General features: G+C 70.6%; 12 protein-coding genes. 4 read left to right on the top strand and 8 right to left on the bottom strand.

Features of this window, described 5'->3' with window-relative positions; genetic code table 11:
- Positions 1-100 precede the first annotated feature (100 nt).
- The 4 genes from infB to rimP all read right to left on the bottom strand — a co-directional run bounded on the left by infB (position 101) and on the right by rimP (position 5214).
- Positions 101-3265 (bottom strand): translation initiation factor IF-2, encoded by a 3165-nt coding sequence (gene infB, locus ACIN94_RS15070; RefSeq protein ID WP_400705268.1) that lies wholly within the window; start codon positions 3263-3265, stop codon positions 101-103.
- Between the two features lie 142 nt (positions 3266-3407).
- Positions 3408-3710, bottom strand: coding sequence for a YlxR family protein (locus tag ACIN94_RS15065; protein ID WP_400705856.1), 303 nt, complete (start codon positions 3708-3710; stop codon positions 3408-3410).
- Positions 3694-4689, bottom strand: coding sequence for a transcription termination factor NusA (nusA, locus tag ACIN94_RS15060; RefSeq protein ID WP_400705854.1), 996 nt, complete (start codon positions 4687-4689; stop codon positions 3694-3696). Before nusA ends, ACIN94_RS15065 begins: the two co-directional genes overlap by 17 nt.
- Before the next feature lie 24 nt (positions 4690-4713).
- Positions 4714-5214: a ribosome maturation factor RimP gene (rimP, locus tag ACIN94_RS15055; protein WP_400705265.1), complete on the bottom strand. Its 501-nt coding sequence runs from the start codon at positions 5212-5214 to the stop codon at positions 4714-4716.
- A 189-nt stretch (positions 5215-5403) separates the two neighbouring features.
- Between rimP and ACIN94_RS15050 the strand changes: the two genes are divergently transcribed.
- Both ACIN94_RS15050 and ACIN94_RS15045 read left to right on the top strand, forming a co-directional pair.
- Entirely contained in the window at positions 5404-5895 is a 492-nt protein-coding gene (locus ACIN94_RS15050) for a hypothetical protein (RefSeq protein ID WP_400705262.1), read from the top strand.
- The gene (locus ACIN94_RS15045; protein WP_400705259.1) at positions 5892-6341 is read left to right on the top strand and encodes a ferritin-like domain-containing protein; all 450 of its coding nucleotides are present in this window, start codon (positions 5892-5894) and stop codon (positions 6339-6341) included. The genes ACIN94_RS15050 and ACIN94_RS15045 overlap by 4 nt, the downstream gene beginning before the upstream one ends.
- Before the next feature lie 81 nt (positions 6342-6422).
- Here ACIN94_RS15045 and ACIN94_RS15040 read toward each other — a convergent pair whose 3' ends face one another.
- Together ACIN94_RS15040 and ACIN94_RS15035 are read right to left on the bottom strand one after the other, a co-directional pair.
- Entirely contained in the window at positions 6423-8165 is a 1743-nt protein-coding gene (locus ACIN94_RS15040; protein ID WP_400705256.1) for a proline--tRNA ligase, read from the bottom strand.
- Positions 8166-8232: 67 nt separating this feature from the next.
- The gene (locus ACIN94_RS15035) at positions 8233-8805 is read right to left on the bottom strand and encodes a hypothetical protein (protein ID WP_400705253.1); all 573 of its coding nucleotides are present in this window, start codon (positions 8803-8805) and stop codon (positions 8233-8235) included.
- Positions 8806-9225: 420 nt separating this feature from the next.
- Between ACIN94_RS15035 and ACIN94_RS15030 the strand changes: the two genes are divergently transcribed.
- A complete protein-coding gene (locus ACIN94_RS15030) occupies positions 9226-10524 on the top strand; it encodes an FAD-dependent oxidoreductase (RefSeq protein WP_400705250.1) in 1299 nt (432 codons plus the stop codon).
- A gap of 64 nt (positions 10525-10588) precedes the next feature.
- A complete protein-coding gene (locus ACIN94_RS15025; protein WP_400705247.1) occupies positions 10589-11761 on the top strand; it encodes a DUF6986 family protein in 1173 nt (390 codons plus the stop codon).
- Between the two features lie 18 nt (positions 11762-11779).
- Here the strand turns inward: ACIN94_RS15025 and ACIN94_RS15020 are convergent, their stop codons facing one another.
- On the bottom strand, positions 11780-12454 hold the full coding sequence (locus ACIN94_RS15020; protein ID WP_400705244.1) for a copper homeostasis protein CutC: 675 nt from the start codon (positions 12452-12454) through the stop codon (positions 11780-11782).
- A gap of 43 nt (positions 12455-12497) precedes the next feature.
- Positions 12498-13103 carry a GNAT family N-acetyltransferase gene (locus ACIN94_RS15015; RefSeq protein ID WP_400705241.1) on the bottom strand — a complete coding sequence of 202 codons (606 nt, stop codon included), beginning with the start codon at positions 13101-13103 and terminating at the stop codon, positions 12498-12500.
- Between the last annotated feature and the right edge of the window lie 229 nt (positions 13104-13332).

Genomic DNA, 13332 nt, shown 5'->3' with positions numbered 1-13332 from the left:
GTGCCACCGGCGGCGCCGGGACGCCCGCCGGCCGGAGGTCCTGCCCACTAGGTGGGCGGCGCCTCCGACCGGCGAGCGGTCCCCTTGCCGGACCGGAGCATCAGACGCGCGGCTTCTCCCGCATCTCGAACGTCTCGATGACGTCGTCGATCTTGATGTCGCTGTAGCCGACACCGATACCGCACTCGTAGCCCTCACGGACCTCGGTCGCGTCGTCCTTGAACCGGCGCAGCGAGGACACGGTGAGGTTGTCGGAGATGACGACCCCGCCGCGGATGATCCGGGCCTTGCTGTTCCGGACGATCGTGCCCGAGCGGACCAGCGCACCGGCGATGTTGCCGATCTTCGGCACCTTGAAGACCTCGCGGACTTCGGCGGTGCCCATCTGGACCTCTTCGAACTCCGGCTTGAGCATGCCCTTGAGGGCCGCCTCGATCTCCTCGATCGCCTGGTAGATGACCGAGTAGTAGCGGATGTCGACGCCCTCGCGCTCGGCCAGGTCACGCGCCCTGACTTCGGGGCGGACGTTGAAACCGATGATGACGGCGTTGTCGTCGGCGACCGCCAGGTTGACGTCGTACTCGGTGATCGCACCGACGGCGCGGTGGAGCACCCGCAGGCGCACCTCGTCGCCGACATCGATCTTGAGCAGCGCGTCCTCGAGGGCTTCGACCGAACCGGAGACGTCACCCTTGATGATGAGCTTGAGCTCGTCGACCTGGCCCTTCTCCATCTCGCTGAAGAGCTCTTCGAGGGTGCGGCGACGGCCGGACCTGGCCATGTCCGCGATGCGCTTGCGGGCCGCACGCTGCTGGGCGATCTGGCGCGCCATCCGGTCGTCGGTGACGACGATGAAGTTGTCACCGGCACCCGGCACCGCGGTCAGACCGAGGACCAGCACGGGACGCGACGGGTCGGCTTCCTGAATCGCCTCACCGTTGTCGTCCAGCATCGCCCGGACGCGGCCGAAGGCCTCGCCACAGACGATCGAGTCGCCGACGCGGAGCGTGCCGCGCTGGACCAGCACGGTCGCGACCGGGCCGCGGCCCTTGTCGAGGTGCGCCTCGATGGCGACGCCCTGGGCGTCCATCGTGGCGTTGGCCCGCAGGTCGAGCTCGGCGTCCGCGGTGAGCAGGATGGCCTCGAGCAGGTTCTCGATGCCGATCCCGTTCTTGGCGGAGATGTCGACGAACATCGTGGTGCCGCCGTACTCCTCGGCGACCAGGCCGTACTCGGTGAGCTGCGCCCGGACCTTGCCCGGGTCCGCGCTCTCCTTGTCGACCTTGTTGACCGCGACCACGATCGGCACGTCGGCCGCCTGGGCGTGGTTCAGCGCCTCGATGGTCTGCGGCTTCACACCGTCGTCGGCCGCGACGACCAGGACAGCGATGTCGGTGACCTTGGCACCACGGGCACGCATGGCGGTGAACGCCTCGTGACCCGGGGTGTCGATGAAGGTGATCCGACGGTCTTCGCCCTCGTGCTCGGCGGAGATCTGGTAGGCACCGATGTGCTGGGTGATCCCACCGGCCTCGTGCGCCGCCTCGTTGGTGTGCCGGATGGCGTCGAGCAGCTTGGTCTTACCGTGGTCGACGTGACCCATGACGGTCACCACCGGCGGACGCGCGACCAGGTCGGACTCGTCGCCCTCGTCCTCGCCGAACTCGATGTCGAAGGTCTCCAGGAGCTCGCGGTCCTCCTCCTCCGGGCTGACCACAAGCAGGTTGTAGTCAAGCTCGGCGGCGAGAAGCTGCAGCGTCTCCTCGTTGACCGACTGCGTGGCGGTCACCATCTCGCCCAGGTGCAGCATGATCTGCACCAGGGACGCCGGGATCGCACCGATCTTGTCGGCGAAGTCCGACAGGGAGGCGCCACGCGACAGGCGGATCGTCTGACCGTTGCCGCGAGGAGCCTGCACGCCGCCGATCGCCGGGGCCTGCATGTTGTCGAACTCTTGACGCCGCTGGCGCTTGGACTTGCGGCCACGGGTCGGGCGACCACCCGGACGCCCGAAGGCACCCGCCGTACCGCCACCACGGCCACGACCGCCGCCACCGGGACGACCGGCGAAACCGCCACCGCCGCCACCGGGACCACCGGTACCGGTACCGGTACCGGGACGGCCTGCGCCGCCACCGCCACCGGGACGGCCGGCGAAACCGCCACCGCCACCGGGACGACCGGCGCCACCACCGGGACGGCCAGCGCCACCACCGGGACGGCCGGCGCCACCACCGGGACGGCCGGCGCCGCCGCCGGGACCGGCAGGACGGCCCTGCGGCATCATCATCGGGCTGGGACGGGGACCACCGGGACGCGGACCACCCGCACCGGCGCCACCGCCGGGGCGGGGACCACCGGCACCGGCACCGGGACCCGGACGCGGGCCGGCCGCACCGGGAGGACCGGAGCGAGCGGCGGGCGGACGGGGACCGGCGCCGTCGCGCTGCCCCTGCTCGCGGGGACCACGGTCCTCACGAGGACCGCCGGGACGCGGGCCCCGGTCGCCGGGGCCTCCGTCACGGCCACCGGGACCGCCCGGACGCGGCGGACGGGCCTGGCCCATGCCACTGGCGTTCGACGAGAACGGGTTGTTGCCGGGACGCGGGCCACGCGGGCCGGGACGCGGACCGGGCTTGGGACCGGAAGCGCCCGCACCGGGCCGGGGGCCCGAGGGGGCTCCACCCGGGCCACCGGAGGGGCGGCCTTCCGGACGCGCGGCCTCGGGACGGGATGCCGGACCCGGACGCGGAGCCGGGCGGGGCCCAGGCTTGGGTCCGGAAGACGCGGGCCGACCGGCCTCGGGACGCGGAGCCTCGAACCGGGGCGGCTGAACCGGCGAGGGCTGCTGCGGCTGCTGCTGCGGCGGCGCCTGCTGGGGCTGCACCTGCTGGGGCTGAGGGACCGCCGGCGGGGCCTGCGGCGTGGGTGCCGCGGGACGCGCCGCGGGCCCAGGCCTCGGACCCGGCTTGGGAGCCGGTCCCGGCTTGGGAATGGATGACGGCACCGCCGGGGCGCCGCTTCCGGCCTGGCTACCAGCCGGCCGGGGGGCCGCCTGAGGCGGCCTGGGCGGCCTGTTGCCACCCTTGTCGGACGATCCCCTGGGGGGGCCGCCCAAAGCTTCCGTGAGCCTACGGACTACCGGTGCTTCGATAGTCGAGGACGCCGAACGCACGAACTCGCCCATCTCCTGGAGCTTGGCCATGACGACCTTGCTCTCCACACCGAACTCCTTGGCGAGCTCGTATACCCGGACCTTCGCCACTGCACTCCCTTACTCGGCCCGGGAGGCAGTGCCGCCGGACCGTCGTTACGTAGACGTACTCATCGCCGCATGCTCATCAGGCGCTCATAGCTATCTGACCAGCCCATCAACTCGGCGTCCTACATGACAGTTGGTAACCATTTCACCCGATCCTTTCGGCTTGGACCTCTTCCAGGTGGCCTCGCACCTGCGACAGATCAAGCGGACCCGCAACGCGAAACGCGCGGGGAAACGCTCGGCGACGCTCGGCGAGTTCCAGACAGCTCAGGGAGAGATGCAGTGAAGCACCACGCCCCTGGAGCCGTCGTCGCAGGTCAGGGACGATAACGTCCTCGACCACCACCAGGCGGAGCAGCTCGGAGGAGACCGTGCGAACCCGGCACCCCACACACGTTCTCAGTGGGGCGGCCTGGCCACCATATTCCAGCTTACCGTGTGGACGCATCTGCGGAACCGGCCGCATCCCCCGCTTGCGTATCCGGGCGGATGTCGATACGCCATCCGGTGAGCCGATTGGCCAGCCGGGCGTTCTGCCCCTCCTTGCCGATGGCAAGGGAGAGCTGGTAGTCCGGCACGGTCACCCGTGCGGCACGCCCTTCGGCGTCAATCACCTCAACGTGGGAAACGCGGGAGGGTGAGAGGGCATTCCCCACGAACTCCGCGGGGTCGTCCGACCAGTCGATGATGTCGATCTTCTCACCGTGCAGTTCGGCCATCACGTTGCGCACCCGTGACCCCATCGGGCCGATGCAGGCGCCCTTGGCGTTCACTCCGGGACGCCTCGACCGCACCGCGATCTTGGTCCGGTGGCCGGCCTCGCGCGCGATGGCGGCGATCTCGACCGTCCCGTCGGCGATCTCCGGCACCTCCAGGGCGAAGAGTTTCTTCACCAGGCCGGGGTGGGTGCGCGACAGGGTGACCGACGGGCCCTTGTGCCCCTTCTTGACCTGGACCACGTAGCAGCGGATGCGCTCACCGTGGACGTAGTCCTCACCGGGGACCTGCTCGTTGTGCGGGAGCACGGCCTCGATCCTGCCGAGGTCCACCAGGACAACCCTCGGGTCCTTGCCCTGCTGGATGACCCCGGCCACGAGCTCGCCCTCACGGCTGGCGAACTCACCGAAGTTGATCTCGTCCTCGGCGTCCCTGAGCTGTTGCAGGATGACCTGCTTGGCGGTCGTCGCGGCGATACGGCTGAAGTTGCCCGGGGTGTCGTCGAACTCCCTGAGCACCTCCCCGCTCTCGTCGTCGATCTCAGCGGCGAAGATGGTCACGTGCCCGGATTTCCGGTCGAGCTCGGCCCGCGCCTTGGCGGCCGCGCCCTCGCTCCGGAAATATGCGATCAGTAGCGCGTCCTCGATCGCCTTGACGACCAGGTCGAAGGAGATGTCCTTCTCCCGCTCCAGGCTGCGCAGGACGCTCATGTCGATGTCCACGAGGCTCCCCCCTTAGCCTTCGTCGCCGTCTTCGCCGTCGTCTTCGGCGTCGTCCAACCGGCGGAATTCCACCTGTACCCGGCCTCGGGTCAGGTCTTCATAATCAATGCGGCGCGGTGCGCCCGCAATGTCAAGCTCCACACCGGTCTCGTCAGTGGCGACGATCCGGCCCTCCACCGAGGTGCCGTCCCGCAGATCGGCCTTGACCAGCCGTTTCACCGCCCGGCGCCAGTGGCGCGGCTCGGTGAGCGGACGGTCGACTCCGGGGGAGGAGACCTCAAGCACGTAGGGGGTGGTCCCCATCGCGTCGTCGGCGTCCAGCGCGGCGGAGACGGCGAGGCTGACCTCGGCGACGTCGTCCAGGCTCACGCCACCGTCACAGTCGACGACGACGCGCAGCAGCCGCCGCTTGCCCGCCGGTGTGACCGTGACATCCTCCAAGTCGAGCCCTTCGGCGCCGACGACAGGTTCCAGAAGCTTCATCAGGCGGTCGCGGGATGTGGCGCTGCCCATGCCGACCTCCCATTGTCACAATCTCAGCCGGGCGGACCTCGCCCATGCGGTTCACCAGCCTATCCACACCGGGACGTGGAAAGAGCGCCACTCGGTGCGGCGAGCCCGTCCGAGAAGCGCGGTGACTGCGATTCCAAGCCCTTACGATGCTAGAGGCGTCAGCAGCCCACCCATGACCGGAGGTCGTCCGTGCGTTCCCTGTCCCGGCGCGCCCTGCTGCGGGGCGGCGCTCTCGGGGCGGCCGCCGTGGCGGTCGCGGGATGCGCCGCCGAGGAGCGGAAGCCCCTGCGGACCGAGCCTCCCGATCCGGAGACCGTCCTGCTCAAGCAGCTGATCGCGGGCAAGGAGGAGATCATCGCTCTCTACTCGTCGATCGCCTCCGCCAAGCTCGCACCCTTCAGAGAACGGCACGAGGCCCATCTCGCCGAGCTCCGCAGGCGGCTGCCTTCCGGCGCCGCGCCCACCCCCGCCGCCCCCTCGGGCGCCCCGGAGCCCTCGGCCTCGGGCACTCCGGCGCCGGGCCCGAAGGTCTCCCTGCGGAGCCTGCAGAGACTGGAGCGGACGGCGGCGGCGCTCCGTCCCCGCCAGCTCGACGGGATCTCCCCCGCCCTGGCCCAGCTGATCGCCTCCATCGGCGCCTGCGAGGCCGCGCACGCCCTGGCCCTTTCGAGGCCGTCGTGAGGGCCGATCAGGCGCTCGGCGCGGCCCTGGCGGCCGAGCACGCGGCCGTCTACGCCTACGGGGTCATCGGCGCCAGGACCACGGGCAACCTGCGCGCCGTGGCGACGGACGCCTTCAACGCCCATCGCGCCCGCCGCGACCGGCTCCGCACGCTGATCATCACTCGCGGCGGCACCCCGGCCGAGCCGAGCCCGGCCTACGAGCTGCCGGTCGTCCCGTCCACCGCGGCGCAGGCCGTGGAACTGGCCGTGCTGGTCGAGCGGGGAGTGACGGGCGCCTACCTGGAGCTGACCGCGTCCGAGGACCCGGCTCTGCGGAAGATGGCCGCGCTGGCCATGCAGGAGTGCGTGGTCCGCTCGTACGGCCTGCGCCCCGCCATCGAGACCTTCCCCGGCATGCCCGTGCGGCCCGATCCCACGCCCGCGGCGACGCCGCCCTCATCCTGACCGCCGGCGCGGACAGCGCATGCGGAAGAGCGGCCCGCCGACGTCGGCGGGCCGCTCTTCCCCGTACGGAGGACCGGAAGATCAGGCGCGGCAGGCGGCCACGACGCGGTCGACGGCCTCGGCGAGGGGGATCTCCTCCTTGACGCCGGTGGCGCGGTCGCGCAGCTCGGCGACGCCCTGGGCGAGCCCTCGGCCGACGACCAGGATGGTCGGCATGCCGAGCAGCTCGGCGTCCTTGAACTTCACGCCCGGGGAGACCCCGGGACGGTCGTCCACCAGGACACGCAGGCCGCGGGCCTGGAGGTCTTCGGCGAGCTGGGTCGCGACCTCGATCTGGTTGTCCTTGCCTGTGCCCACGATGTGGACGTCCACGGGGGCGACCTCACGGGGCCAGACCAGGCCGAGCTCGTCGTGCCTCTGCTCGGCCAGCACGGCCACGGCGCGGGAGACGCCGACGCCGTAGGAGCCCATGGTGATGCGGATCGGCTTGCCGTCGGGGCCGAGGGCGTCCAGCTTCGCGGCGTCGGCGTATTTGCGGCCGAGCTGGAAGATGTGGCCGATCTCGATGCCCCGGTCGATGGAGAGGCCGGAGCCGCAGACCGGGCAGGCGTCGCCGGCGCGGACCTCGGCGGCCTCGATCGTGCCGTCGGCGGCGAAGTCACGACCGGCGACCACACCGGCCGCGTGCCTGCCGGGCTCGTTGGCACCGGTCACCCAGGCGCTGCCGTCGACCACGCGGGGGTCGACCAGGTAGCGGATGCCGAGATCCTTGAGCACCTGCGGGCCGATGTAGCCGCGGACCAGACCGGGATGCCTGGCGAAGTCCTCGGCCTCAAAGATGGCGGGCTCGCCGGGGGCCAGGGAGGCCTCCAGCCGCTTGAAATCGACCTCCCGATCGCCCGGCACGCCGATGACCAGCGTCTCGGTCTTGTCGGAGCCGGGGGTGGTGACCTTGACCACGATGTTCTTGAGCGTGTCTGCGGCGGTGACGTTCAGGCCGTGGTGCTCGTTGACGTGGTTGACCAGCGACTCGATGGTCGGGGTGTCGGGGGTGTCGAGGACCCGCAGGGCCGGCCGCTCCCCGGTGATCGCGGCGGGTGCCGTGGTGGTGACCGCTTCGGCGTTGGCCGCGTAGCCGCACTGGTGGCAGGCGACGAAGGTGTCCTCACCCGTCCTGGCGGGCGCGAGGAACTCCTCGGAGGCGGAGCCGCCCATCGCGCCGGAGGTGGCGAAGCAGATCTTGTAGGTGATGCCGAGGCGGTCGAAGGTCCTGATGTAGGTGTCGCGGTGCCGATCGTAGGAGCGCTGCAGACCCTCGTCGTCGAGGTCGAAGGAGTAGGAGTCCTTCATGACGAACTCGCGACCGCGCAGGATGCCTGCCCGGGGACGGGCCTCGTCACGGTATTTCGTCTGAATCTGGTAGAGGGTCACCGGATAGTCCTTGTAGGAGGAGTACTCCCCCTTGACCATGTCGGTGAACATCTCCTCGTGGGTGGGACCGAGAAGGTAGTCGGCGCCCTTGCGGTCCTTGAGGCGGAAGAGCGTTTCGCCGTACTCCGTCCAGCGGCCGGTGGCCTCGTAGTACTCCCGGGGCAGGAGGGCGGGGAAGAGCACCTCCTGGCCGCCCATGCGGTCCATCTCCTCACGCACGATGCGCGTGACGTTCTCCAGAACCATCTTGCCGAGCGGCAGCCAGGAGTAGACGCCGGGTGCGACACGACGGACATAACCGGCGCGGACGAGCAGCTTGTGGCTCGGGACTTCCGCGTCTGCCGGGTCGTCCCTCAGCGTTCGAAGAAACAACGACGACATGCGCAGCAGCACGGCTACTCCTAGCTAGCAGGGATCGATGGCTACAGGCTATCGACTCGCGCAACCCGGTTGTCTGCCATCAGAGACCGGAGGCGAAGACGAAGTAGGCGGATGCGATGCCCGCGCCCACGAAAGCCGAGCCGAACCGGGACTTCCCCCGCCGTAGCGAGAGCAGCAGCCCCAGCGAGAGCCCGGCCACGACCAGGGCGCTCCACGGCCAGAATCCGGGGACGTGCTCCGGCCAGTCGGGCAACGCCTTGCCCATGCCGTAGATCGCGACTATCCCGACCAGCGCACCGCCCGCGAGGTCTCCCCACAGGTCGTCGCGCTTGGTGAAGTAGGACAGCACGCCGAAGGACGCGACGACGAGGAGTGCGAGGTTCAGTGCGGCGCCGTTGCTGCCGAGGTCCAGCTCATCGCCCTGTCTGAAGATCGAGGCGGTCAGCAGCGAGATCAGCGCGCCGAGTGTGGCCAACGCGCTGGTCAGTCCCGCCCATCCGAGACCGGCGGCGGTACGTCCCACGATGGCGACGAACAGCAGGTAGGCGTAGGGTTCGTAGATCGCGTACAGCGGGCCGGGACCGTAGGAGAGCACCGCCCCGATGAAGCCGAGCGTCAGTCCGCCGACGAGCGAGAGCACCAGGTGGAGCATGATCGCCCGCTCCTGTTGGTCATCGGCGAGACAGTCCGCAGTGTAGTTCTGGTCGCACGCGGCGCTCTGGTCAATCGTGTGATTCCGGTCAAGCGAAGCCACTGATCCCCCGATCCGCATTCGCTTATAGCCATACAAAGCTACTCCGACCTGCAAGAACACGTCAAAAGTGACAAATGTTCCCCGCGGGCGGAACCTGTCACGGTGCCCGGGCGAGCCCGGCCGGGGAGCCTCTCTCCGCAAAACCCGGTTTGACCGCCGTATAGGCGGATATACCCGGTACGGTTCCGGAATCCCCACCGGGGGCGAGATCGCGCCAACCGCATGGATCAACTGGATCACGTCGGCCTGTCGAGGCTGGCAGAGCGGGTCCCCTTGATACAGAATCGCCTTCACGGGAGCCGGTTCCTAGGAGGCAACGTGTCATTGCGGATCGCGATTGTCGGATCGGGACCTGCCGGGATATACACGGCCGAGGCCCTGATGAAGCAGGCTCCCGGCTCCGTCGAGGTGGACGTGATCGAGCGGCTGCCCACGCCGTACGGGCTGGTGCGCTACGGCGTTGCCCCCGACCACACCTCGATCAAGTCGATCGCGGAGTACCTGCGCCGGGTGCTGGAGCTGTCCAACGTCCGGTTCCTGGGCGGTGTCGAGCTCGGCCGGGACCTGAGTACCACGGACCTGCTGGACTGCTACGACGCGGTGGTCTACTGCACCGGCGCGATGGTGGACCGCCGGATGGGCATCCCCGGTGAGGACCTGCCCGGCAGCGTGGCGGCCACCGACTTCGTGAACTGGTACTGCGGCCACCCCGACATGCCCGCCGACCGTTTCGTCCTCGACAGCCCGGAGGTCGCGGTGATCGGCGTGGGCAACGTGGCGGTCGACGTGGTGCGCGTCCTCGCCAAGAGCGCCGAGGAGCTGCGCGCCACCGACGTGCCGCACGAGGTGCTGACCCGGCTGGCCGGCAGCCAGGTCAAGGCCATCCACATGATCGGACGCCGAGGACCCGAACACGCCAAGTTCACTCTGAAGGAGCTGCGGGAGCTGGGCGAGCTGGCCAACGCGGACGTGTGCGTGCGGCCGGAGGAGGCGGCAGCGGACGTCACGGAGGCGTCGCGGCAGATCCGGGGGAACGTCGAGGTGCTGCAGAGCTGGGCCACCCGCGGCCCGGCAGGCCGTCCCCGGCGGCTGGACGTGCGGTTCTGGATGCGCCCGGTGGAGATCCTCGGCGAGGACCGGGTGGAGGCACTCAGGCTCGAACGCACCCGGCTGGTGGACGGCCGCGTCGTGGGCACCGGTGAGTTCGAGACCCTTCCGGTCGGCATGGTTCTGCGCTCGGTCGGCTACCAGAGCGTGCCGCTGCCCGGCGTCCCCTTCTCCGAGTCCACCATGACCGTGCCGAACGAGGCCGGCCGGGTCCGTGACCGCGAGTACGTGGCAGGCTGGCTCAAGCGCGGCCCCACCGGCGTGATCGGCACCAACAAGTCCGACGCCGCCGAGACGGTCCGCACGCTCCTGGCCGACCTCGCCGGCCGCGAGCCGGCACCGCACGCGGACCTGGACAGCCTGCTCTCGTCCCGGGGCGTCTCGCCCATCACCTACCAGCACTGGCTCTCCATCGAGGCGGCCGAGGCCGCCCTGGCCAGGACCCTGAACCGCGGTGAACGCGTCAAGCTCGTCGGCCTCGCCGCCATGCTCACCGCCTCCGGCCGGTGACCTCGGCCCGGACCGCCCGGGCACCCGGCTGCGCCCCCAGCCCCCGCTTACGAGGAGCACCACCATGCGCGTCACGCTCGCCGACCCGTCGGCCCTGATCTCCGGCTTCGAACAGGTCCACCGCGAGCAGACGGCGGCCTGTCCCGCGGCGGCGGTGGCGTGGCAGCCGGTGCACACCGTCTACGTCCCGGCCGACCGGTTCGACGCGGAGACGGTGACGGTGTGGGGGAACGCGGCGCTGGATCTGTTCGGGCGGCACCTGCCCGGGAAGGAGCTGGCCGGACTCTTCGACATGCGTGAGCAGATCGCGGGGGCCGTGCACGAGAGGGTCGCCGCGAAGCTCGGCCGGGAGCCGATCGAGGATCTGCGGGTGGACTTCGAGGACGGCTACGGCCTCCGTCCCGGAGAGGAGGACGGCCACGTCGCGCAGGCCGCGGAGGCGATCGCGGCCCTGCACGCCCGCGGGACGCTCCCCCGCCGGTGGGGGCTGCGGGTGAAGTCGTTCGCCGACGGCGACCCGGTCCGGAGCATCAGAACGCTGGACGGGTTCCTGACCGGGGTGATCGAACGGGTCGGGCACCTGCCCGGGGATTTCGTGGTGACCTTCCCGAAGGTCTTGATGAAGGCCTACCTCGGCCAGTTCGCCGACTGCCTCGAGGCGCTGGAGAGGGGACTCGGCCTCGCCGAGGGCGAGCTCCGGTTCGAGATGCAGGTGGAGGCTCCCCAGACGGTGCTGTTCCTCGACGCCGGTCTGGTCCCCTCGCTCGGGGGCAGGCTGGCCGCGGCGCACTTCGGAGTGTTCGACTACACGGCGAGCTGCTCCCTGCCGCCGCACGAGCAGCGGCTGGACCATCCGGTCTGCGACCACGCCCGGCACGTCATGCAGACGTCGTTCGCCGGGACCGGGGTGGAGCTGTCGGACGGCTCGCTGGCCGCCTCACCCGCCTCGGACGACAGGCACGTCGTGCAGGGCCTGTGGCGGCGGCACGTGAGCCTGATCAGGCACTCCCTGAGTCACGGCTTCTACCAGGGCTGGGACATGCACCCCTCGCACCTGGTCAGCCGCTATGTCGCGGTCTACCACTTCCACCTGTCGCACTACGAGGAGTACGCGCAGCGGGTGCGCGCCTGGGAGGAGCAGCGCGAGGCGGGAGGAGGGGTGATGGACGAGCCCGCCACCGTCAGGACGATGGCCGCCGCCCTCCGCCGCGCCGACCTGGCCCTGGGGAACGTCTGAGCGGTCCTCCCGTACAGGTCAGTCGATCAGCGCCCGCCACTGGCGCACCAGGTGCGTCTCGACCGGGTCGGACCACGACGCCCGTACGGCGCTGCCGACGTGGAAGGCCCGCACGCCATAGTCCAGAAGCACCGGGACGAGCCCTGGCCTGAGCCCGCCGCCCGCCATGATCAGCGGACCGTCACCGGCCTCGCACCGGGCCTTGAGCAACGGCAGCCCGTCGGCCACGCCACTGGGCGCACCCGCGGTGAGCACGGTGGCGAGGTTGGGCAGCAGGCGGACGGCCCGCCAGCTCGCCTGGGTGTCCGCGGCGTGGTCGACCGCCCGGTGGAAGGTCCAGGGCAGCGGCGCGACGGCATGGATGAGCGCCTCGGTGGCGGCCAGGTCGACCGCTCCGGCCGAGTCGAGAAAGCCGAACACGAACCCGGCCGCGCCCGCCTCGGAGAGCGCCCTGGCATCGCGCCGCAGGCCCTCCAGCGATTCGGGCGTGGCCAGGAACGAGGCCTCGCCACGCAGCATCACCATCTGTGGCAGCGCACACTCCTTGGAGATCGCCGCGACCGTCTCCGCCGCCGGGGTGAGCCCGTCTGAGGCCATGTCAACGACGATCTCCAGGCGGTCGGCACCGCCTGCTTCCGCCGCGACGGCGTCGCGCACGTCGAGCGCGATCACCTCAAGCAAGGATCCGGTCATGGGGTGAGGCTATCGGATGACTTTGTCCCGGGATCGCCGTGGTTCAGACATTCTGCCGCACGGATGATCCACGGCTGTCCACGAAGGGCAGCTCGGCGCCGAGGGCACTGCCGCGCAGGCCTCCGGCCCGCTGGAACAGCGCCCCCGACGCACGGTGCGGCAGGTCGACCGTGCGGAGATGGGCGAAACGCTGGCCCCGATAGTAGTCCTGCAGCCGCGCGTTGTCCTTGGAGCAGTCAAGCCGGAGCCATCGCCTGCCCATCCCCAGGACCCGCAGGCCCGCCCAGTCGAGCAGCGCCTCCCCCAGACCCCGGCCGGAGTGGGCGCGTGCCACGGACAGCTTGTGGACGTAGAGCGCGGACCCGGGGTCGTCCTCGGCGGCCCAGAACTCGGGGTCGGCGTGGCCGTCCAGGGCGAGGGTGGCGGCCGGCCCCTCCTCGCCGTCCAGCAGGTACATGGTCCCCTCCTCGATCAGCGGGACGATGCGCCCGGCGGGGAAACCTCCGGCGGGCCACTGGCGCACGCCTCGGGCGTTCAGCCAGCTGGCGGTCTCCGCGAGGAGCGCGAGGACCGCCGGGAGGTCGCCTCCGCAGGCCCTGCGTAGCGTGAGCCGGTGCGTCGAGGAGGGGTTGACGGTGTTCGAGTGCATGGTTCATCCCTTCGTTGCGCTGGGTGCGCGAGTTGATACGCATGGTCACCGGACGGTGACGTACGGCATCCATGCCGGGCTAGGCGGAACGCCTAGGGATAGGGGGCGAGCGAGGGAGAGAGACCACGTCTGGCCGTACGGCGGACGCGACCCGGCAGCCGCCCGCACCCGTCCGTCCGGCGGGCGCGGCCCGCCGGCCGCCGGCGGCGCGGACGGAACTGGGGCCGCC

The organism is Streptosporangium sp. NPDC087985, assembly GCF_044741965.1.
In the GTDB taxonomy this organism is placed as follows: Bacteria; Actinomycetota; Actinomycetes; order Streptosporangiales; family Streptosporangiaceae; genus Streptosporangium.
This window is presented reverse-complemented; position numbering and strand designations above follow the sequence as displayed.

Coding starts and splice junctions, on each gene's coding strand:
- ACIN94_RS15065 (WP_400705856.1), bottom strand. CDS start 3,710: ATGCGTCCACACGGTAAGCTGGAATATGGTGGCCAGGCCGCCCCACTG.
- nusA (WP_400705854.1), bottom strand. CDS start 4,689: ATGAGCGTCCTGCGCAGCCTGGAGCGGGAGAAGGACATCTCCTTCGAC.
- rimP (WP_400705265.1), bottom strand. CDS start 5,214: ATGGGCAGCGCCACATCCCGCGACCGCCTGATGAAGCTTCTGGAACCT.
- ACIN94_RS15035 (WP_400705253.1), bottom strand. CDS start 8,805: ATGCTCCACCTGGTGCTCTCGCTCGTCGGCGGACTGACGCTCGGCTTC.
- ACIN94_RS15025 (WP_400705247.1), top strand. CDS start 10,589: ATGCGCGTCACGCTCGCCGACCCGTCGGCCCTGATCTCCGGCTTCGAA.
- ACIN94_RS15020 (WP_400705244.1), bottom strand. CDS start 12,454: ATGACCGGATCCTTGCTTGAGGTGATCGCGCTCGACGTGCGCGACGCC.
- ACIN94_RS15015 (WP_400705241.1), bottom strand. CDS start 13,103: ATGCACTCGAACACCGTCAACCCCTCCTCGACGCACCGGCTCACGCTA.